The organism is Streptomyces vulcanius, assembly GCF_042653945.1.
Lineage (GTDB): Bacteria > Actinomycetota > Actinomycetes > Streptomycetales > Streptomycetaceae > Streptomyces > Streptomyces mangrovi.
Genome location: NZ_JBHSFK010000024.1, coordinates 75,539 through 96,801, shown reverse-complemented (window position 1 = coordinate 96,801; position 21,263 = coordinate 75,539). Strand labels below are relative to the sequence as shown.

Genomic DNA, 21,263 nt, shown 5'->3' with positions numbered 1-21,263 from the left:
CTCTCAGACGTCTTTATCCCGGCCCTACCCCTCACGACGAATGCCCCGATTTTTCGGACTTCTCACTCTTCGAAGCGGCCGAAGCAGACGCAGAGGAGACCGAATCGGGTTCGACGTAAAGGATCTTGGCCTTCATGTGCGCACGCGTCTGTGCGGCGATCCACGCGAGGGTGGCGACGACGAGCGTGACGGCGAAGGCCCGGGGGTTGAACAGCGTGGTGTTCTTGAAAGCGGCCATGAAGATGAACAGCAACAGGATCTGGGCCGCGTAGAGCATCAGGCCCATGGCCTGGAACAGTTGCGGAAGCGATTTGGCGGTGCGCTGCAGGACGTAGAGACCGATCCCCATGAACGCGATCACGATCACCGTGCCGACGACAGCTCCGACGGCTCCCTTGCCACCCGCGACCACACCGCTCACGACGGCGGCGATCGCACCGGCGGCGAGTGTGGGTACGGCGGCCTGGGCCAGGATCCGGACGTCATTGGACGGCATGGCGGCAACTCCGCATTCAATGGGGGCAGGGTGTCGTCATGGACGAGCGTAGTCCCGGTTCGAGGGGCGAAAGACCTCACGCCGACCTCGCTCCAAGGGGCCGTCGCACTACGGCCCTTCGACTGTCTCCGGGGTTCTCGTGAACCGTATCACAAACTATTTGATGAGGTCTTTACCTGGTTGGTGTGCTCGGTGTCACACATGAGAGTGACAGTGCGCGTCTGTGCAGAAACCGCGCCGACTTGTCTGGTATTGGGGATCTTTGCCCGCTCGGCCTTACCCCACGACTTGGCAATGCTCTAGTCAGATTCTTACCTTGCCGACCGCGAACGAGGGCCCACTGCGGTCGCCCCGTTGACCCCGGAGACACCCACGGCCACGGGGGTGCGCGGCTCGGGTTCGTCCGCGGCGGCCTGCACGGTCTCCGCCTCCGCCGCCGCCACGACGGCATCGGTGACGGCGTCGGCGCCCCGGCTCCGGCGGTAGCGCGGCGGCACGAACGCCTCGGCCCAGCGCGGGGCCCGCGGCGTGAACCGCGGCAGCAGGAGCAGCCCCAGACCGAGCGCGCTGAGGAACACGACACCCAGGACGATCCACATGGACGCCGCGTTGACGGAGTAGGCGAGCGCGCCGAACGCGATCAGCGCCGACCAGAAGTACATGATCAGCACCGCGCGGCTGTGCGAGTGGCCGATCTCGAGGAGCCGGTGGTGCAGATGCCCGCGGTCCGCCGCGAACGGCGACTGGCCGCGCCAGGCACGGCGCACGATCGCCAGGACGAGGTCGGCGGCCGGGATCGCGATGATCGTCAGCGGCATCACCAGCGGGATGTAGACCGGCACCATCTGGTGGACGGTGCTGCGCTCGGACCCGGCGAACAGGTTGTCCGGGTCGACGTTCCCCGTGACGGAGACGGCTCCCGCGGCCAGCACCAGCCCGATCAGCATCGATCCCGAGTCGCCCATGAAGATCCGCGCGGGGTGCATGTTGTGCGGCAGGAAGCCCAGGCACATACCCATCAGGATCACCGAGAACAGCGTCGCCGGGGCGGCGGCCTCGATGCCGTACGAGTACCAGATGCGGTAGGTGTACATGAAGAACGCGGCTGCCGCGATGCACACCATGCCGGCCGCGAGGCCGTCGAGGCCGTCCACGAAGTTGACCGCGTTGATCGTGATCACGACCAGGGCGACCGTCAGCAGGGTGCCCTGCCACTGGGTCAGCGCGACCGTGCCGACCGTCGGGATGGGCAGCCAGAGGATGGTCAGACCCTGCATGACCATCACGCCGGCGGCGATCATCTGGCCGCCCAGCTTGATCAGGGCGTCGATCTCGAACTTGTCGTCCAGGACGCCGATCAGCCAGATCAGGGCGGCGCCGGAGAGCAGGGCGCGCGGTTCGTTCGACTTCTCGAAGACCTCGTTGAGGTTGGTCAGGTGGTCGGCGACCAGCAGACCCGCGCACAGGCCGAAGAACATGGCGATCCCGCCGAGCCGCGGAGTCGGTTCCCGGTGCACGTCACGGGCCCTGATCTCCGGCATCGCCCCGGCCACGATCGCGAACTTCCGTACCGGCCCAGTCAGCAGATACGTCACCGCGGCCGTGACGCAGAGCGTCAGCAGGTATTCACGCACGGGCTTCCCCACAGGTCTCGCTGGCCATCTCAGCCCCACACACTAGCGATCGACTCACACACAGCGCATATGTGTGGGGACTACCGGGTAGCGACGATGGTTGCACGTGTGGCTGTGAGCGTGGGTGCACGGGGATGTTTTATGACTGCGCGCGTACCCCGTCACGCCCGGGGTACACGCGCGGGGGCCTCAGCTGAGCAGCGGGGATCCCGTCAGCTGCCAGGGGTCCTGCCAGCCCTTGCCGTCGGCATCGATGTCCCACTGCACCTGGCCGTCGGCCGACCAGTACAGGTCACCGTCCCAGGGGGTGTCGCCCGATTTGCAGTTCGCGGTGGCCTTCCACTTGTCGTTGGCCGACGCCGTGAAGTCGCAGGTGTGGGACTTGTTGATGTAGTCGTTGCCGCCGGTGGTGAAGCGGTACTCGAGCCGCGCGTTGACCTTGAAGCCGTCGAACTTCCTGCCGACCGCGCCGGTGAGCGTGGTGGGCTCCCAGTTCGTCTGCACCTGGGCGTACAACTCGCCGTCGGAGTTGCGGAAGACACACAGGCCGACGCTGAGGTCGAGGTCGGACTTGTTGGGCAGGACCACGCGGTGCGACTGGGAGGCACCGCACTTGTACGTCGCCGCCTGGGCCGGAGGCGTGGCCAGGCCGACGAGGGCGACGGCCGCCGCGATCGGGGCCGCGAGATGTCTGATCTTCATCGGGCGAGTATGGAATGCCGTCGGCCACCGTTCAAGAACTTTTATGGCGGTAACACCGTTATCGCCGGGGTGAGTTGCCCCGGACCGACCCGGTCCGTGTCACCCGGGATACGGCGGAAAGGCCGTGGCCAGTTCCCGTACCTCCTCGCGGGCCCGCCTGCCCTCGACCCGGCCGCGCAGCACGCCCCCGAGCAGTGCCGCGACGCCCGCCATCTCCTGCTCCCGCATGCCCTGCGTGGTCAGGGCGGCCGTGCCGAGCCGCAGCCCACGCGCATGCGCATGGGGCAGCGCGCAGCACTCCAGGTGGACACCGGCCGCGGCGAGCCGCCCGCGTGCGTCCCGCCCCTCGACACCGAGGGGCGCCGGGTCGGCGGTGATCAGATGGGTGTCCGTCCCGCCGGTCGTCACCACCAGCCCCTCCCGCTCCAGGCCGGCCGCGAGCACCCGCGCGTTGGCGACCACCTGATGGGCGTACGCCGTGAACGCCGGTGTTGCCGCCTCCCCGAACGCGACCGCTTTCGCCGCGATGGTGTGCATCTGCGCGCCGCCCTGCGTGAACGGGAAAACCGCCCGGTCGACCCGTTCCGCCAGCTCGTTCCCGCACAGCAGCATCCCGCCGCGCGGGCCGCGCAGCACCTTGTGCGTGGTGGCGCAGACGACGTCGGCGTACGGCACCGGGCTGGGCGCCGCTCCCCCGGCCACCAGCCCGATGGGATGCGCGGCGTCGGCGATCAGATACGCGCCGACCTCGTCGGCGACCTCTCGGAAGAAGGCGTGGTCGAGGTGGCGGGGGTAGGCGATGGACCCGCACACGATCGCCTTGGGCCGATGACCGCGGGCGAGCGTCCGTACCTGCGCGTAGTCGACGATCCCGGTCTCGGCGTCGACCCCGTACGGCACGAAGTCGAACCACCGGCCCGAGAAGTTGGCCGGCGAACCATGGGTGAGATGACCGCCGTACGGCAGCCCGAGCGCCAGCACGGTGTCCCCGGGCTGCAGCAGGGCGGCGTAGGCGGCCAGCACGGCCGACGAGCCGGAGTGCGACTGCACGTTCGCGTGCTCGGCACCGAAGAGCGCCTTCGCCCGGTCCACCGCGACGCGCTCGGCGACGTCCACGATCTCGCAGCCGCCGTGGTGCCTGGCCCCCGGATACCCCTCCGCGTACTTGTTGGCGAGCGGCGAGCCGAGCGCGGCCAGCACGGCGGGGGAGGCGAAGTTCTCGGCGGCGCTCAACTGCAGTGTCGACGCCTGCCGTTGGGCTTCCCCCAGCAGGATCTCGGCCAGCTCGGGATCCTGTCGGCGCAGGACATCGGCCGCGACGGGAGCATGGATGACCGACATGACGGACTCCGGACGTCGACGATGACGTACGTCCAATGTAGGCCCGCCCGCCGCCCCCGGCGCTACATCCGCGCACACCCGTCAGCGCCGTCACCACAGGGACCCGGTCCCCGACTCACCCCCATGCGCGTCAAGCCCGCGCCGCGACACCCGTCAGTGCCGTCACCACAGGGTCCAGGGCCTGGTGTATCTCGTCGCCGATCGAGCGGAAGAACGGGAGGGGGGCGCCGTACGGGTCGTAGACCTCGTCGGCCTCGGCGGTGGGGGCGAGGAGCCAGCCCCGCAGGGCCGCCGCCGCGCGGACCAGGGCGCGGGCGCGCATGACCACGCCCTCCTCCAGCGGGGGGAGGGTGGCGGTGTCGATCGCGTTGACCAGGCGGGTGAACTCCTTCAGCGTGAAGGTGCGCAGCCCCGCCGAGTGGCCCATGGAGATGACCTGGGAGCGGTGGTCGCGGGTGGCGGTCAGGACGAGGTCGGCCATGATGACGTGCTCGTCCAGGAGTTCACGGCCGGTGAACCCGGTCGCGTCCGCGCCGAAGTCGGCCAGCACGGTCTCCGCGTTGGCCTCCATCGGCGCGCCCTCGTGGCCCCAGGTGCCCGCGCTCTCCACGATCAGCCCGCCGCCCAGGATCCCGAGCCGCTGCGACACGAAATGCCGGGTCAGCCGCTCGGTGATGGGCGAGCGGCAGACGTTGCCGGTGCTGACATGGAGGATGCGGAAGGTGTCGCGCGGGAATCCGAAGGTGGTCGTCTCCTCCGCGCTGCCGGCTATGCCACGCCCCGCGCCAGGGGCTGTCAATTCGCCACCTCGAGGTCGGGTACGACCTTCCTGAGCTCGTCGGCGGAGATCGCGCCCGCGCGCAGCAGCAGCGGCACCTCGCGGCTGACGTCGACGATGGAGGACGGGACGTTGCCGGGGGTCGGGCCGCCGTCGAGGTACACCGACACGGAGTCGCCGAGCATCTCCTGGGCGTAGTCGCAGTTCTCCGGCGCGGGGTGGCCGGTCAGGTTGGCGGACGACACCGCCATGGGGCCGACCTCCGTCAGCAACTCGATGGCGACCGGGTGCAGGGGCATGCGGACGGCGACCGTGCCCCGGGTGTCGCCCAGGTCCCACTGCAGGGACGGCTGGTGCTTGGCGACGAGCGTGAGCGCGCCCGGCCAGAAGGCGTCGACGAGCTCCCAGGCCAGCTCGGAGAAGTCCGTGACGAGGCCGTGCAGGGTGTTCGGGGAGCCGATGAGGACGGGCGTGGGCATGTTGCGGCCCCGGCCCTTGGCGTCGAGCAGATCACCGACGGCCTCCTTGGAGAACGCGTCGGCGCCGATGCCGTAGACGGTGTCGGTCGGGAGGACGACGAGCTCGCCACGGCGGACGGCGGACGCGGCCTCGCGCAGACCCGTCACACGGTCGGTCGCGTCGTTGGTGTCGTATCGCCGAGCCATGTCTAGCGGGCCTCCTCGTACACGTACTGCTGCGAATGAAAAGTCGGGGCGGTGTTCACGGCATCGCCCTGCGGGCGGTCGCGAAGCGGGGGCGGTTGTTGAGGTCGGGGTGGTCGGCCGCGTCGGCCCAGCCCCGCTCCTCGGTGAAGATCCACGGCACCTGGCCGCCCTGGGTGTCGGCGTGCTCGACGACGACGACGCCACCGGGGCGCAGCAGGCGGTGTGCGGTGCGTTCCAGGCCCCGGATCAGGTCCAGGCCGTCCTCGCCGGAGAACAGGGCCAGGTCGGGGTCGTAGTCCCGGGCCTCGGGGGCGACGTACTCCCACTCCGTCAGCGGGATGTACGGCGGGTTGGAGACGACCAGGTCCACATGGCCGTCGAGGTCGCGGAAGGCGTCCAGGGCGTTGCCCTGACGCAGATCGACCCTGGACCCCTCCATGTTCTTGCGGGTCCACACCAGGGCGTCCTCGGACAGCTCCACGGCGTGCACCCGGGAACGCGGCACCTCCTGGGCGAGGGCGAGCGCGATGGCGCCGGAGCCCGTGCACAGGTCGACGATGCACGGCTCGACGACGTCCATGGCGCGTACGGCGTCTATGGCCCAGCCGACGACCGACTCGGTCTCGGGACGCGGGACGAAGACGCCGGGACCGACCTGGAGCTCCAGATAGCGGAAGTAGGCCCGCCCGGTGATGTGCTGGAGCGGCTCACGCTGCTCGCGCCGGGCGATGACCTCCCAGTACCGGGCGTCGAAGTCGGAGTCCTTCACGGAGTGCAGTTCGCCCCGCTTCACGCCGTGCACGAACGCGGCGAGCTCCTCCGCGTCGTTGCGCGGCGAGGGCACGCCGGCGTCGGCCAGCCGCTGGGTGGCCTGGGCCACCTCTGCGAGCAGCAGGTTCACGCAAGTCCTCCGTGTCGTACTCGTGCGTACGTAGCCTTACGCGGCTGCGAGCTTGGCGGCCGAGTCCGCGTCGACGCAGGCCTGGATCACCGCGTCGAGTTCGCCGTCCAGGACCTGGTCCAGGTTGTACGACTTGAAGCCGACGCGGTGGTCCGAGATGCGGTTCTCCGGGAAGTTGTACGTGCGGATCTTCTCGGAGCGGTCGACGGTGCGGACCTGGCTGCGGCGGGCGTCGGCGGCCTCCCGCTCCGCTTCCTCCTGTGCCGCCGCGAGCAGCCTGGAGCGCAGGATACGCATCGCCTGCTCCTTGTTCTGCAGTTGGCTCTTCTCGTTCTGGCAGGAGGCGACGACTCCGGTGGGAATGTGCGTGATGCGCACGGCGGAGTCGGTGGTGTTGACGGACTGTCCGCCGGGCCCGGAGGACCGGTAGACGTCGATCCGGAGGTCGTTGGGATTGATCTCGACGTCGACCTCCTCCGCCTCGGGCGTGACGAGGACACCGGCGGCGGAGGTGTGGATCCGCCCCTGCGACTCGGTGGCCGGCACCCGCTGCACGCGGTGCACTCCGCCCTCGTACTTCAGCCGCGCCCAGACGCCCTGCCCCGGCTCGGTCGCGCCCTGCCCGCCCTTGGTCTTCACGGCGACCTGGACGTCCTTGTAGCCGCCCAGCTCGGACTCGGTGGCGTCGATGATCTCGGTCTTCCAGCCGACGCGCTCGGCGTACCGCAGATACATGCGCAGCAGGTCACCGGCGAACAGGGCCGACTCGTCGCCGCCCGCGCCCGCCTTGATCTCCAGGATGACGTCCTTGTCGTCGGACGGGTCCCGGGGCACGAGCAGCAGCCGCAGCTTCTCCGTCAGCTCGTCGCGCTGCCTGTCCAGGACCTTGACCTCGGCGGCGAAGTCGGGGTCGTCGGCGGCGAACTCGCGCGCGGTCTCCATGTCGTCGCCGGTCTGCTTCCAGGAGCGGTACGTGGCGACGATCGGGGTGAGCTCGGCGTAGCGCTTGTTCAGCTTGCGCGCGTTGGCCTGGTCGGCGAAGACCGACGGGTCGGCGAGCTTCGTCTCCAGGTCGGCGTGTTCACCGACCAGCTCCTCGACTGCCTCGAACATGGTGGGCTCCTGACATGCGTGCGGGCGGAAGGGCGGGCGACCAAAAACGCCGGTCCCGGTGCGTCCCTGGGCGGGGACGCGACCGTGGACCGGCGAAATGGGGCTCGCTACTTCTTGGAGCCGGCGGCGGCCTTGCCGAAGCGGGCCTCGAAGCGGGCCACACGGCCACCGGTGTCGAGGATCTTCTGCTTGCCCGTGTAGAACGGGTGGCACTCGGAGCAGACGTCGGCGCGGATGGCACCGCTCTCGATCGTGCTGCGGGTGGTGAACGACGCGCCACAGGTGCAGCTGACCTGGGTCTCGACGTACTCGGGGTGGATCTCGCGCTTCAAGGTGTCTCCTAGTTTCGGGAGGGCGCCGGGTCGCTGCCGCGGGATACGGAAACGTGAACCGGAGCCGACGTACCAGTCTGCCAGGACTGGCGCCATCCCCCAAAACCGGGGGTTCCCGTTATCTATTCCCCGCGGGTCCGTCGTGGCTGATCGCGCAGTTCCCCGCGCCCCTCAAGAAGCTGCGGCTCGCCCACCCAGGGGCGCGGGGCACGCACCCTCACGACGACGCCACGACCCCCGCCGCCTCGCCCGTCGCGTTGCCCTTCGTCGCCGCCGCCGGAATCGGCTGGTCGTTCTTCAGGGCCGTCCACACCTGCTGGGCCTTGGACTTGAGGACGATGACCCGGTTGGGGTCGGCCGGGTCGTACTCGACCGGCATGGTGACCATGTGCATGTTCGACGCCTTGATGCCCTTGAGGCCGTTGGCCCAGGCCATCAGGGAGTCGACCTTGCCGAGGTCGGAGTCGGTCGTGACCGCCTTCGTCGCGGTGTCGGCGAGGTCGTACAGCTTCTTCGGGCTGGTGAAGAGGCCGACGTGCTTGACCTGGGTGACCAGGGCCTTGATGAAGGCCTGCTGGAGCTGGATGCGGCCGAGGTCGGAGCCGTCGCCGACGCCGTGCCGGGTGCGGACCAGTCCGAGGGCCTGCTCGCCGTTGAGCGTGTGCGTGCCGGCCTTGAGCTTGAGGTGGCTGTCGGGGTCGTCGATGGCCTTGGTCGTGGTGACCTCGACGCCGCCGAGTTCGTCGATCAGCTTCTCGAAGCCGGAGAAGTCGACCTCGAGGTAGTGGTCCATCCGGATACCGGTGATGGACTCGACCGTCTTGACCGCGCAGGCCGCGCCGCCCGTCGTGTACGCCGAGTTGAACATGACCCCGGACGCGGCGGCGTGTGTGCCGCCCTTGGTGTCCGTGCAGGCCGGGCGGTCGATGAGGGTGTCGCGCGGGATGGAGACCACGCTGGCCCGCTTGTGGCCCTCGTACACGTGGACGATCATCGCGGTGTCGGAGCGGGCGCTGCCGTCGTCGGTGCCGCCGCCGAGCTTCTTGTTGGCGCCGGAGCGGGTGTCCGAGCCGAGGACCAGGATGTTCTCGGAGCCGTTGTCGACCTTCGTGGGCCGGGCGGAGCCCAGTGCCTGGTCGATGTCGACGCTCTTGATGTTGCCGTTGAGCTTGAAGTACAGATAGCCCGCGCCGGTGCCGCCCAGCGCCACGATGCCCGCGGCCGTCCAGGCCAGGACCAGCAGACCCTTCCGCCTGCCCCGCTCCCTGCGGTGGCGCGGACCGTTGCTGCTGCCGTTCTCACCCGGTATGCCGGGCTCCGGCGTGCTGTCGGCGGACATGTGCTCCTCTGTTCTCGTACAACCTCACCATGGTCGCCCCGTCCGGTCAGACGGGGAAACTCGGGACAGGGTTGCACAACGCTCTGTACCCGGATCGCGAGGATTCAGGCACAGAGCGTTGTCGGAGGAGCCGGGTGAACCCCGCTCACCTGCACTTTCGGACGAGATCAGCCAAAAATGTCGTACTGATTGAAACCGGTACCGAGTGACACCCTTGTGGCAAAGATCTCGGTGGTGGCCTTTCCGGTGCCCTTGTAGAGGTAGAGCCTGCCGCTCGGCGTACGGGCCAGCAGGTCCGCCTTGCCGTCGCCGTTGACGTCACCGACGGTGGCGAAGACGTTGTACGTCGAGTTGCTCCACGTCCCGACCTTGACGCGGGCCGAGAACGCGCCCGTGCCGGCCTTGCCGGTGCCCTTGTAGAGGTAGATCGCGCCGGTGCTCTTGTTGCGGGCGACGAGGTCGGCACGGCCGTCATTGCTGAAGTCGCCGTGTCCGCGCACGATGTTGTACTGGTTCCAGCCCGTCCCGGCCTTCACCCGCGCGGCGAACTTGCCGTTGCCCTTGCCCGGGTAGATCCACAGCGCCCCGCCGGAGTCGACGGAGAGCAGGTCCGGCAGCTTGTCGCCGGTGACGTCGCCGGGGGCGACGATCGCGAGCCGGGTCTTCCAGTTGTCGCCGATCAGGGTGTTGACCCATTTGGCGGCCGTAGTGCCGGACGGCGGCACGAAGTGCCACCAGAAGAGGTCGCCGTCGGAGGTGCGGCGGCGGATGAAGTCCTGGTAGCCGTCCCGGTCGAGGTCGGTCTGCACGACCAGGTTGTAGCCGTTGAACGAGCCCCAGGACTCGCGGGCGGCCAGCGTGGTGCCCTTGGAGTCCAGCTCGTAGCCGGTCTTCGTGGACGCGTTGCGCACGAACAGGTCGGCGTATTGGTCACCGCTGATGTTCGTGTCGTCGACGCGCGGATAGGCGGCGGAGACATAGGTGGTGAGCTTCGTGAAGACGCTGTAGGCGCCCTTCTCGACGCAGTCGACCACGCCCCACGACACGGTGCCCACGATCTTCCCGCCGACCACCAGCGGGCCGCCGGAGTCGCCGTTGCAGGCGGAGGTGGTACCGGTGTCGGAACCCGTGGCGGGCTTGCCCGCGCACACCATGTGGCCCTTGACGAAGTAGGAGCCGTAGGTGTTCGCGCAGGTGGTGTCGGACTGGATCGGCAGGTCCGCCGTCTTCAGGACCTGCGAGATGTCCTCGTTGGCGGAGGTGGTACGGCCCCAGCCGTAGACCTTCCCGACGGTGCCCGTCTTGTACGAGGCGGTGTCACCGGCGGTCGTCATCGGGATCGGCGTCGCCTTGACCGGGTTCGGCAGGGTCAGCACGGCGACGTCGTTGTCGATTTTGGCCGCGTTGTACGACGGGTGGTTCCACTGCCGCCAGACACCGCTCTCGGCACCGCCGTGCAGGTCCCAGTTGCCGTCGGAGTCGACGGCGAGCTGCGTGGTGCCGGTGACGACGACTCCGTGGGCCTTCCAGTTGTAGCCCTTGACGCAGTGCGCGGCGGTCAGGATCTTCGTCGGGGCGACGACCGCGCCGCCGCAGAAGAAGCCGACGTCGTCGCCGGGGTCGTCGGGGGTGCCCCCGTCGTCGCCGTACCAGAGCTGGGCCATCCAGGGCGCCTTGGTGATCGTCGTGGCACTGCCACCGATGATCTTCGGGTCGATCGTCGCCGTCGAGCCGGAGCCGGAGCCGGTGCTCGCGCTCAGGGACGACGGCGTTTTCGGCGAGCTCTGCCCGGCGATGGCGAGACGCTCGTGGAGTTCTGCGGCCGACGGTCCGCTGCGGACCGTCGTCTGCGACACCGTGGCGGCCCCCGCGGACGTCGTGACGAGCGCGCCTGCCACGGCGGCGGCCAGGGTCGCGGCGACGACCGGCAGGGCGATACGCATCCGGCGTCTGTGCCGGCCCCCGGACATGCGTGTATCCACTCAAGTCCCCCCTCGGGATCAGAAAGTCGCGAAGTTCGCGATCGGTACGGACTAGAACGTCCGACCGAAGGGCGCGATCGTAACAACCCCCGCTGACAACGCGAAGGGCCGCCCCCACCACGGGAGCGGCCCTTCACTAAGGCTTGACCAGAAGGTCAGTCGTTGTTGTTGCCCATCGACGGCGTCGTCTTCTGGATCTGCATCAGGAACTCGGCGTTCGACTTGGTCTGCTTCATCTTGTCGAGGAGCAGCTCGATCGCCTGCTGCTGGTCGAGCGCGTGCAGCACCCGGCGCAGCTTCCATACGACGCCCAGCTCCTCGGTGCCGAGCAGGATCTCCTCCTTGCGGGTGCCGGACGCGTCGACGTCCACCGCCGGGAAGATGCGCTTGTCGGCGAGCTTCCGGTCGAGCTTGAGCTCCATGTTGCCGGTGCCCTTGAACTCCTCGAAGATCACCTCGTCCATGCGGGACCCGGTGTCCACAAGGGCGGTGGCGAGGATCGTGAGAGATCCGCCGTCCTCGATGTTGCGGGCCGCACCGAAGAAGCGCTTCGGCGGGTACAGGGCCGTCGAGTCGACACCACCGGAGAGGATGCGGCCGGAGGCCGGGGCGGCGAGGTTGTACGCACGGCCCAGACGCGTGATCGAGTCGAGCAGGACGACGACGTCGTGGCCCAGCTCCACCAGACGCTTGGCGCGCTCGATGGCGAGCTCGGCGACCGTGGTGTGGTCCTCGGCCGGGCGGTCGAAGGTCGAGGAGATGACCTCGCCCTTCACCGACCGCTGCATGTCGGTGACCTCTTCCGGACGCTCGTCGACGAGGACGACCATCAGGTGGCACTCGGGGTTGTTGTGCGTGATCGCGTTGGCGATCGCCTGCATGATCATGGTCTTGCCGGTCTTCGGCGGGGCCACGATCAGACCGCGCTGGCCCTTGCCGATGGGCGAGACGAGGTCGATGATCCGGGTGGTCAGCACGCCCGGGTCGGTCTCCAGACGGAGCCGGTCCTGCGGGTAGAGCGGCGTCAGCTTGTTGAACTCCGGGCGGCCACGGCCGTGTTCGGGCGCCATGCCGTTGACGGAGTCCAAGCGGACCAGCGCGTTGAACTTCTCGCGCCGCTCGCCTTCCTTCGGCTGACGGACCGCGCCGGTGATGTGGTCACCCTTGCGCAGGCCGTTCTTACGGACCTGGGCGAGGGAGACGTAGACGTCGTTCGGGCCCGGCAGGTAGCCCGACGTACGGATGAAGGCGTAGTTGTCGAGGATGTCCAGGATGCCCGCGACGGGGATCAGGACGTCGTCGTCGGCGAGCTGCGGCTCGGCGGTGCCGATCTCGTCACGGCCGCGACGGCCCCGGCGGTCCCGGTAGCGGCCGCGACGCCCGCGACGGCCGTCGCCGAATTCGTCGTCGTCCTGCGGGCCGGCGTTGCGGTCCGGACGGGTCTGCTGCTGGGTCTGCTGGCCGCGCTGCTGCTGGCCGCCCTGGCCCTGCTGCTCGTCGCCCTTGCCACGGCGGTCACCGCGGTCACCGCGGTCGCCACGCTCGCCGCGGTCCCGGCCGCGCTCACGGCGGTCCCGGCGGCGGCCGTCGGCCTCACCGGCGTCGACGGTCTTGACCTCGGCCTGCGGCTGCGCGGGCGTCTCGGCCTTGGGCTCGCTCTTCGCCTCGGCGGTGACCGTCTCGGGGCTGCCCGCCTCGGCGGTCGCACGGCGACGGCGGCGCTCGACCGGCGCGTCGTTGCTGGCCGGCTGGCCGGGGATCTCGATCTGCTGCTGGGCGACGGCCTTCTCGGCCGGGGCCTCGGCAGTGGTGTCCGCCTTCTTCTCGGCGGTCTCCTCGGTGCCGGTCCGGGCCTTGGAGGTGGCGCGGCGCTTCGGCTTGGCCTCTGCGGTCGTCGCCTCGGCCTTGGGGGCCGCGGCACCTCCTGCGGCCTGCGCCTCCTTGATGACCTCGATCAGCTGGCTCTTGCGCATACGCGCGGTGCCCCTGATACCGAGGCCGGATGCGACCTGCTGCAGCTCGGCCAGCACCATGCCGTCGAGGCCGGTACCGCGGCGCCGCCGGGAGCCGGCACCGGTGGCAGGCGCGGAGGCGTCCGTGGAGGGCGCGGCAGCGGTCTCCTCGACACGTGCGCCCATCAGATCGGTGGTGTCGCTCACGAAGGGTCCTTCCCTGGAGCGGACGTCGGCCTGTCTGGCTCGGCGACCGGTTGTGCTGTCCGACTTCGGTCCTTGCTGAGGCGAAGCCGGGGCGGTGGTCCGCCCTATGCGGCGGAGGAAATTTGCTGGTGATGGCGCTTCCGCGACAAGCCGTGACACCCAGTGTCACGTGGCGTGGTAGCACCTATTCCGGAGCGTGCCCTGCGGACCGCTCAGCGTCGATGTACGGCGTACTGCCCAGGTGCGACGTACGGAACGCAGTGCGGCGTGGGGAGCTCCCGGAAGAATGTCTGTCCCGAAGGGGGACACGAAGCACCTCGCCATGGTGGGGTCGGGTGCAGACTTGAGGTTAACACTACCGGATCCAACAAACATTCCCCCTCTCGAAATCCGGCGACCGTGCACTAAATGTCACCGGAGGGTGTTTCGCCAGCCGGCGCGAGCGGCAGGACGCTCGCGCCCCGCAGGTCCAGGGCCAGCCGGTTTGCCGCCCAGTCGGTGCCCGCGAGGGCCTCGACCTTGTCGGCCGTGTCGGCGTCGGCCAGTGCCATCACGGTCGGTCCCGCACCGGAGATGACGGCCGGGATCCCGTCCGCGCGCAACCGCTCCACGAGGGCGGCGCTCTCCGGCATGGCGGGTGCGCGGTACTCCTGGTGCAGCCGGTCCTCGGTCGCGGGCAGCAACAGCTCGGGGCGGCGGGTGAGTGCCTCGACGAGCAGGGCGGCGCGGCCCGCGTTGGCGGCTGCGTCGACGTGCGGCACGGAGCGCGGGAGCAGTCCGCGCGCCGTCTCCGTCAGAACCGGCTTTCCGGGGACGAAAACCACCGGAACGATGGAATCGGCGGGCACCATCCTGATCGCCCGCGCGGCTCCCGCCTCCAGCCAGGACAGGGTGAAACCGCCGAGCAGACAGGCCGCGACGTTGTCCGGGTGGCCCTCGATCTCGGTGGCGAGTTCGAGGAGGGCGGCGTCGTCGACCCTGCTCTCGCCGCCTATGGTCACCGCGCGCGCGGCGACGATTCCGGCGCAGATCGCGGCGGAGGAGGAGCCGAGGCCCCGTCCGTGCGGGATGCGGTTGGCGCAGACGATCTCCAGGCCGCGCGGCTGACCACCCAGGACGTCGAAGGCGGTGCGCAGGGAGCGGACGAGGAGGTGCTTCTCGTCACGCGGCAGGGTCTCGCTGCCCTCGCCGGCGATGTCGATGTGCAGCCCGGAGTCGGCCACCCGGACGACGACGTCGTCGTAGAGCCCCAGCGAGAGGCCGAAGGCGTCGAAGCCGGGGCCGAGGTTGGCGCTGGTGGCGGGAACGCGCACCCGGACAGGGGCGGCGCGGAAGGCGGGACCGGCCATCTCTCGATGACTCTCCTTGAGCTGCGTGCTGTCGAATGACATTCGACACCGAGATTCGAAACTGGCTTTCGATACGTACGTGAGCACCCTGGGGCCACGACGGAGACGCGGCGCTGCGGCATATGCGGCGGGTGGGTTCGGTACAGCCTATCGAAGGAAGGTTCTGCGGCGACATAGGGCGCACGGGAGGCGCACGATGCGTGTCGTAAGCCCCCTGTGCACCCGGTCCGGGGTTAACCCCGCGGGCCGGCCGTCACGCGAGGCCGAGACGGGCGGCGGCGGCAGCGGCGTCGACCGGGACGACGATCGGACGCGGGGCGCCCTCGGTGGCCCAGCCCGGGTCCTTCAGACCGTTGCCGGTGACCGTGCAGACGATCCGCTGCCCGGGGTCGACGTCGCCCCGCTCGGCGGCCTTCAGCAGACCGGCGACGGACGCGGCGGACGCGGGCTCCACGAAGACGCCCTCCTGAGCGGCCAACAGCCGGTAGGCGCGCAGGATCTCACGGTCCGTCACCTCGTCGATGATGCCGCCGGACTCGTCGCGGGCGGCCAGGGCGAACTGCCAGGAGGCCGGGTTGCCGATCCGGATGGCGGTGGCGAGGGTGGACGGGTCCTTGACGATCTCGCCGCGCACGATCGGCGCGGAGCCGGACGCCTGGAAGCCCCACATACGGGGGGTCCGCCGGGCGATCCCGTCGGCGGCGTACTCCTTGTAGCCCTTCCAGTACGCGGTGATGTTGCCCGCGTTGCCGACCGGGAGGACATGGATGTCGGGGGCGTCGCCGAGCATGTCCACGATCTCGAAGGCAGCCGTCTTCTGCCCCTCGATGCGCACCGGGTTGACCGAATTGACCAGCGCGACGGGGTAGTTGTCGCTGAGCTGGCGGGCGAGGGTGAGGCAGTCGTCGAAGTTGCCGTCGACCTGGAGGATCTGCGCGCCGTGGACGAGGGCCTGCCCCATCTTGCCGAGCGCGATCTTGCCCTGCGGCACGAGGACGGCGGACACCATGCCGGCCCGCACCGCGTAGGCGGCGGCGGAGGCGGAGGTGTTGCCCGTGGAGGCACAGATGACGGCCTGCGCGCCTTCCTCCTTGGCCTTGCTGATGGCCATGGTCATACCGCGGTCCTTGAAGGACCCGGTCGGGTTGGCGCCCTCCACCTTGAGGTGGACCTCGCAGCCCGTGCGCTCGGAGAGCACCTGCGCGGGCACGAGGGGCGTGCCGCCCTCGCGGAGCGTCACGACCGGCGTGGTGTCGGATACCGGCAGCCGGTCCCGGTACTCCTCGATGATTCCGCGCCATTGGTGGGTCATTGCTGGTTACTCTCCTTCAACCCGCATGATGCTGGCGACACCCCGCACGGTGTCGAGCTTGCGCAGCGCCTCGACGGTCCCGGTGAGGGAGGCGTCGGACGCGCGGTGGGTGACGACGACGAGAGAGGCCTCGCCGTCCTTACCCTGCTGGCGCACCGTATCGATGGACACGCCGTGTTCTGCGAACACAGTAGCGACCTGGGCGAGAACGCCCGGTTTGTCGGCCACATCCAGACTGATGTGGTAGCGCGTGACGACGTCGCCCATGGGCGACACCGGCAGGGCGGCGTACGCCGACTCGCCGGGCCCCGTTGCCCCGCTGAGCCGGTTGCGGCAGACGGCGACGAGGTCGCCGAGCACGGCGGAGGCGGTGGGAGCGCCGCCCGCGCCGGGGCCGTAGAACATCAGCTGCCCGGCCGCGTCCGACTCCACGAACACGGCGTTGTACGCGCCCCGCACGGAGGCGAGCGGATGGGTCAGCGGAATCATCGCCGGGTGCACACGTGCGGTGACGGAGCCACCGTCGGCGGCCCGCTCGCAAATGGCCAGCAGCTTGATGGTGCAGCCCATGTTCCTGGCGGAGGCGAAGTCGGCGGCGGTCACCTCGGTCATGCCCTCGCGGTAGACGTCGTCGAGGCGCACGCGCGTGTGGAAGGCGATCCCGGCGAGGATGGCGGCCTTGGCGGCGGCGTCGAACGCCTCGACGTCGGCCGTCGGATCGGCCTCCGCGTAACCGAGGGCGGTGGCCTCGTCGAGGGCCTCCTGATATCCGGCGCCCGTGCTGTCCATCTTGTCGAGGATGAAATTGGTGGTTCCGTTGACGATGCCCATCACCCGGTTGATCTTGTCCCCGGCAAGGGACTCCCGCAGCGGCCGGATGAGGGGAATGGCGCCGGCGACGGCGGCCTCGTAGTACAGGTCCTTGCCGTGCTCGATGGCCGCCGCGTGCAGGGCGGCGCCGTCCTGCGCCAGCAGCGCCTTGTTGGCGGAGACGACGGAGGCGCCGTGCTCGAAGGCGGTGGTGATGAGCGAGCGGGCGGGCTCGATCCCCCCGATCACCTCCACCACGACGTCGATGTCGCCGCGTTTGACGAGGGCGGTGGCGTCGGTGGTGACGAGGCCCGGGTCGATGCCCTCGCGGACCTTCGCGGGCCGTCGCACGGCGACCCCGGCGAGCTCCACGGGAGCCCCGATCCGCTGGGCGAGGTCGTCGGCGTGCGTCGTCATGATGCGCGCCACCTCTGAGCCGACCACTCCACAGCCCAGCAGCGCCACCTTCAGCGGACGCGTACGCATCATCCGACCTCGTTTCCTCATACCGTCTACGGTGGGTCCAGTCTCACCCACCGGACCGGGGTTTCTATCCCCGGTCCGGATCGTGAGACATGTATTTCATTTCCACAGGGGCGGCTGACAAAAGATTCTCCGGCCCCTGAATTCGCTGCTCTTCTTTCTCCCTCACCCGACGTCGAGGCGCAGGAGGTCCTCCTCCGTCTCGCGCCGGACGATGACCCGGGAGGCACCGTCGGCCACGGCGACGACGGGCGGCCGGGGCACATGGTTGTAGTTGCTCGCCATGGACCGGCAGTACGCCCCCGTGGCGGGTACGGCGATGAGGTCGCCCGGAGCCAGATCACCCGGCAGGAACGCGTCCTTGACCACGATGTCCCCGCTCTCGCAGTGCTTGCCGACGACACGGGCGAGCATCGGCGGGGCGTCGGAGCTACGGGACACGAGAGCGACGCTGTACTCGGCGTCGTACAGCGCGGTACGGATGTTGTCCGACATGCCGCCGTCGACGGAGACGTAGGTGCGCAGCCCGTCGAGGGGCTTGATGGTGCCGACCTCGTAGAGGGTGAAGGCCGTCGGCCCGACGATGGCCCGCCCGGGCTCGACAGAGATACGGGGCGTCCGCAGTCGCGCGCCCTCACACTCACGGGTGACGATCTCGGTGAGCGCCTTGGCGATCTCGTGCGGCTCGCGCGGATCGTCGTCGCTCGTGTAGGCGATACCGAGACCGCCGCCGAGGTCGATCTCGGGCAGTTCGACCCCGTGCTCGTCGCGGATGTCCTTGAGCAGGCCGACCACGCGGTGCGCGGCGACCTCGAAGCCCGACATGTCGAAGATCTGCGACCCGATGTGGGAGTGGATCCCGATGAGCTCGAGCCCGTCGAGCTGCAGCGCGCGCCGCACGGCCTCGGCGGCCTGACCGCCCGCCAGCGGAATCCCGAACTTCTGGTCCTCGTGGGCGGTGGCGATGAACTCGTGGGTGTGCGCCTCGACGCCGACGGTGATCCGGATCTGGACCCTCTGCACCGTGCCGAGGGACTGGGCGATGTGCGCGACCCGCACGATCTCCTGGAACGAATCGAGAACGATCCGCCCGACGCCGGCCTCTATGGCCCGCCGGATCTCGTCCGTGGACTTGTTGTTGCCGTGCAGGGCGATGCGGTCGGCGGGCATCCCCGCGGAGAGGGCGGTGGCGAGCTCGCCCCCGGAACACACATCCAGATTGAGCCCCTCCTCGTCCAGCCACCGCACGACGGCCCGCGACAGGAACGCCTTCCCGGCGTAGAACACATCCGCGTCGGCCCCGAAGGCGGTGCGCCAGGCCCGCGCCCGGGCCCGGAAGTCGGCCTCGTCGAGGACGTAGGCGGGGGTGCCGTGCTGCTCGGCGATCTGCTTGACGTCGACGCCTCCGACGGTGACGACACCGTCCTCGTCCCGGCCGACCGTCTGCGCCCACACCTTGGGGTCGAGGGCGTTGAGGTCGGTGGGCGGCGCGGAGTAGTGGCCCTCGGTGAGGACATCGGCGTGACGGGGCCCGGCGGGGTGGGCGGATCGGCTCATCGTGGGCGTGCTCTCTCTGGTTCAGAGGTGGTTCAGAGGATTGGGGGGTGGGGCGTGGGGCGTGGTTCAGAGGTGGTCGGGCGCGTCGATGCCGAGCAGGGACAGGCCGCCGGCGAGCACCGTCCCGGCGGCTTCGGCGAGCGCGAGCCGGGCGCGGTGGGCGGCCGAGGGTTTCTCCGCACCACGGGGAAGGACGACGGGAAGAAACTCGAGCGTGCCGTCGGCGACCGCGACGAGATACCGGGCGAGCCGGGAGGGCGCGGCGACGGCCTGGGACCGGGGAAGGCGGGCGACGGTCGCGAGGATGCGGGGGTGATCGGCGAGAAGGGAGAACAAACCCGCTCCCTCTGTCTCTCCTCCTGCTGTCTCTCCTCCCGGCTGGGCGGTGAACCCGAGGCCGGCGGCGTTGCGGCTGACCGCCCGGGTGCGGGCGTGGGCGTACCGGACGCGGAAAAGAGGGTTGCTCTCCCGCTGGACCAGGTGATCGGCGGTGATACGGGGCCGGTCGTGGGGAGCGGGATACAACAGCGCCCAGCGAGCGGCGTCGTGACCGAGGGGGGTGGGGTCTTCGGGGGCGGGGGTGGGCCGGAGAGTGAGGAGTGTCTCGGGAACGGGGGCGAGAGGGCGGGGGGTGTCGGTGACGGGCTCGCGGTGGTGGATGACGAGGCGTCCGCCCTGGGAGCCGACGATCCGGGCGAGCGCGTCGGCGAGAACCTCGGCCCGGGCGTCGTACGGCACACGCACGTCGAAGACGCACCCGGCGAGGGCGTCGGAGTGCCCGTACCGCAGGCCCTCGCGGCGGATCCGCTCGACGAGGGCGGTGGAGGCGGCGAGGCGGTCGAGGCTGATGTTGAGGAAGCCGGGCTCGGTGATCTCGACGCCGGCGACGCCCTCGGCGTGGGAGAGATACGGCCGCAGCACCTCGGCGACCCGCAGCGGCGTCTGCCCGGCCGGCCGGGCGAGCTGCAGGGCGATGTTCGTCGCGTAGTCCCCGGCTCCCCCGGGCCCCGGCAGCGTGACGACGGCACGTGCGGGCACGGCCACGCTCAGCTCACCGGCATCGACAGCACGACGTACGGCGTGCAGCACGGTGCGGGAGAGCTCGACGGGGGTCACGGGACCAGCGTATGGGAGGAGGGGGGTAGGGAGGCGAGCCGGTTTGGGGAGGGTCCGGGATGTGGACGGGGGGCGGAGCGGCGAGGGGGGAACTGTGGAGCTGTGGAGCTGGAGAGGCGAGGGGGGCTGCTGCTGCGGTGGGAGCAGGGACACCCCTACTCGACCACGGGTCCTACTCGACCGCGGGTCCTACTCCACCAGGGCCTACTCGACCACGGGTCCTACTCGATCGCGGGCCCTTCTTCCGCTGCCCCTCCCCTACCCGGCCCCGACCTCTCCGCCGGCTCCGAGAACGGTCCCGAGCCCGAGCCCCATCCCACCCGGTCCCCCACCACTTGAACGACCGCCCCCATCCCCCCGCTCTCGCCGTTCCCCCTCCAGCAACTGCCGTACGAGGGTGACGAGTTCACTGGGTTCGAAGGGCTTGGCGAGGAAGGCGTCGACGCCGGCTTCGAGACCGGCCTCGACCTCGTACGGGGTACACGCACTGATGATCGCGAGGGGAAGGTCACGCGTCAGAGGGTCGGAACGCAGCCGAGCGGCGGTCCGCAGACCGTCCAGCCGGGGCATGACGACATCGAGGGTGACGACATCGGGCCGCACCTGATGAACGACTTCCAGACACTCGGCACCATCGGACGCGGTCACGACCTCAAGCCCCTCTAGCTCGAGATTGACCCTGATCAGCTGCCGGATGACCTTGTTGTCGTCCACAACAAGCACCCGACCCGACGCGCCTGGCACAACTCGAGAGTAGGTCGGGACCGGCCACCGCGTCCGGGTTTTCCCCACTTCCACCCCCTGCGGGCGACCCCCACCCCCCTCCCGCCCCACGTAAACCCGTTCATGAACACCCTGAGCGAGCTGGTAGTGTTCTACCCGTCGCCGCGAGCAACAGCTCCCGCCCGACACGCCCCCGTAGCTCAGGGGATAGAGCAACGGCCTCCGGAGCCGTGTGCGCAGGTTCGAATCCTGCCGGGGGCACCTTGAAGAAGGTGCCCCAAGACCCCGCCACCAGCGCTTTCGCTGAGGACGGGGTCTTGGCGTATGTGCCGCCGGAAGCAGCCCTTTGCCAGTGATCACGTAATGACGACGTAATGATCTTGATGGGCTTTCTCACAGGTCAGCAGCCGTTCCCGGGGACCCTGAGCGTAGCCCTGCGGCCTATACGTGGACTGACGAACGGGAGCCCCG

Annotated in this window: 18 protein-coding genes and 1 tRNA gene; 1 reads left to right on the top strand and 18 read right to left on the bottom strand. The window is 69.7% G+C overall.

Going from position 1 to position 21,263, the window contains the following annotated elements:
* Positions 1 to 31: 31 nt before the first annotated feature.
* The 18 genes from ACFPIH_RS32190 to ACFPIH_RS32105 all read right to left on the bottom strand — a co-directional run bounded on the left by ACFPIH_RS32190 (position 32) and on the right by ACFPIH_RS32105 (position 20,861).
* Complete coding sequence (locus ACFPIH_RS32190; RefSeq protein WP_381180512.1) at positions 32 to 496, bottom strand: hypothetical protein; 465 nt, start codon at positions 494 to 496, stop codon at positions 32 to 34.
* A 311-nt stretch (positions 497 to 807) separates the two neighbouring features.
* Entirely contained in the window at positions 808 to 2,130 is a 1,323-nt protein-coding gene (locus tag ACFPIH_RS32185; protein WP_381180513.1) for an MraY family glycosyltransferase, read from the bottom strand.
* 189 nt (positions 2,131 to 2,319) lie between these two features.
* Complete coding sequence (locus ACFPIH_RS32180; protein ID WP_381180514.1) at positions 2,320 to 2,832, bottom strand: hypothetical protein; 513 nt, start codon at positions 2,830 to 2,832, stop codon at positions 2,320 to 2,322.
* Between the two features lie 99 nt (positions 2,833 to 2,931).
* On the bottom strand, positions 2,932 to 4,173 hold the full coding sequence (locus tag ACFPIH_RS32175; protein ID WP_381180516.1) for a serine hydroxymethyltransferase: 1,242 nt from the start codon (positions 4,171 to 4,173) through the stop codon (positions 2,932 to 2,934).
* 130 nt (positions 4,174 to 4,303) lie between these two features.
* The gene (locus tag ACFPIH_RS32170; RefSeq protein ID WP_381180518.1) at positions 4,304 to 4,972 is read right to left on the bottom strand and encodes an arsenate reductase/protein-tyrosine-phosphatase family protein; all 669 of its coding nucleotides are present in this window, start codon (positions 4,970 to 4,972) and stop codon (positions 4,304 to 4,306) included.
* Positions 4,969 to 5,616, bottom strand: coding sequence for an L-threonylcarbamoyladenylate synthase (locus ACFPIH_RS32165; RefSeq protein WP_381180520.1), 648 nt, complete (start codon positions 5,614 to 5,616; stop codon positions 4,969 to 4,971). The genes ACFPIH_RS32170 and ACFPIH_RS32165 overlap by 4 nt, the downstream gene beginning before the upstream one ends.
* Before the next feature lie 55 nt (positions 5,617 to 5,671).
* Positions 5,672 to 6,517: a peptide chain release factor N(5)-glutamine methyltransferase gene (prmC, locus tag ACFPIH_RS32160; protein ID WP_381180522.1), complete on the bottom strand. Its 846-nt coding sequence runs from the start codon at positions 6,515 to 6,517 to the stop codon at positions 5,672 to 5,674.
* A 36-nt stretch (positions 6,518 to 6,553) separates the two neighbouring features.
* Positions 6,554 to 7,630, bottom strand: coding sequence for a peptide chain release factor 1 (gene prfA, locus ACFPIH_RS32155; protein WP_381180524.1), 1,077 nt, complete (start codon positions 7,628 to 7,630; stop codon positions 6,554 to 6,556).
* Positions 7,631 to 7,737: 107 nt separating this feature from the next.
* Complete coding sequence (gene rpmE, locus ACFPIH_RS32150) at positions 7,738 to 7,962, bottom strand: 50S ribosomal protein L31 (protein ID WP_381180526.1); 225 nt, start codon at positions 7,960 to 7,962, stop codon at positions 7,738 to 7,740.
* A 217-nt stretch (positions 7,963 to 8,179) separates the two neighbouring features.
* A complete protein-coding gene (locus ACFPIH_RS32145) occupies positions 8,180 to 9,301 on the bottom strand; it encodes an LCP family protein (RefSeq protein WP_381180528.1) in 1,122 nt (373 codons plus the stop codon).
* A 167-nt stretch (positions 9,302 to 9,468) separates the two neighbouring features.
* On the bottom strand, positions 9,469 to 11,244 hold the full coding sequence (locus ACFPIH_RS32140) for a trypsin-like serine protease (protein WP_381180530.1): 1,776 nt from the start codon (positions 11,242 to 11,244) through the stop codon (positions 9,469 to 9,471).
* A gap of 194 nt (positions 11,245 to 11,438) precedes the next feature.
* On the bottom strand, positions 11,439 to 13,442 hold the full coding sequence (rho, locus tag ACFPIH_RS32135) for a transcription termination factor Rho (RefSeq protein ID WP_381180532.1): 2,004 nt from the start codon (positions 13,440 to 13,442) through the stop codon (positions 11,439 to 11,441).
* 404 nt (positions 13,443 to 13,846) lie between these two features.
* On the bottom strand, positions 13,847 to 14,791 hold the full coding sequence (gene thrB, locus ACFPIH_RS32130; protein WP_381180534.1) for a homoserine kinase: 945 nt from the start codon (positions 14,789 to 14,791) through the stop codon (positions 13,847 to 13,849).
* Between the two features lie 253 nt (positions 14,792 to 15,044).
* A complete protein-coding gene (gene thrC, locus ACFPIH_RS32125) occupies positions 15,045 to 16,103 on the bottom strand; it encodes a threonine synthase (RefSeq protein WP_381180536.1) in 1,059 nt (352 codons plus the stop codon).
* A gap of 6 nt (positions 16,104 to 16,109) precedes the next feature.
* Positions 16,110 to 17,402 carry a homoserine dehydrogenase gene (locus ACFPIH_RS32120; RefSeq protein WP_381180538.1) on the bottom strand — a complete coding sequence of 431 codons (1,293 nt, stop codon included), beginning with the start codon at positions 17,400 to 17,402 and terminating at the stop codon, positions 16,110 to 16,112.
* A 159-nt stretch (positions 17,403 to 17,561) separates the two neighbouring features.
* On the bottom strand, positions 17,562 to 18,953 hold the full coding sequence (lysA, locus tag ACFPIH_RS32115) for a diaminopimelate decarboxylase (RefSeq protein WP_381180540.1): 1,392 nt from the start codon (positions 18,951 to 18,953) through the stop codon (positions 17,562 to 17,564).
* A 66-nt stretch (positions 18,954 to 19,019) separates the two neighbouring features.
* Positions 19,020 to 20,069 (bottom strand): ArgS-related anticodon-binding protein NrtL, encoded by a 1,050-nt coding sequence (nrtL, locus tag ACFPIH_RS32110; protein WP_381180542.1) that lies wholly within the window; start codon positions 20,067 to 20,069, stop codon positions 19,020 to 19,022.
* 258 nt (positions 20,070 to 20,327) lie between these two features.
* Positions 20,328 to 20,861 carry a response regulator gene (locus ACFPIH_RS32105; protein ID WP_381180544.1) on the bottom strand — a complete coding sequence of 178 codons (534 nt, stop codon included), beginning with the start codon at positions 20,859 to 20,861 and terminating at the stop codon, positions 20,328 to 20,330.
* A gap of 120 nt (positions 20,862 to 20,981) precedes the next feature.
* Here ACFPIH_RS32105 and ACFPIH_RS32100 point away from each other — a divergent pair.
* A tRNA-Arg gene (locus tag ACFPIH_RS32100) sits at positions 20,982 to 21,053 on the top strand.
* Positions 21,054 to 21,263 lie beyond the last annotated feature (210 nt).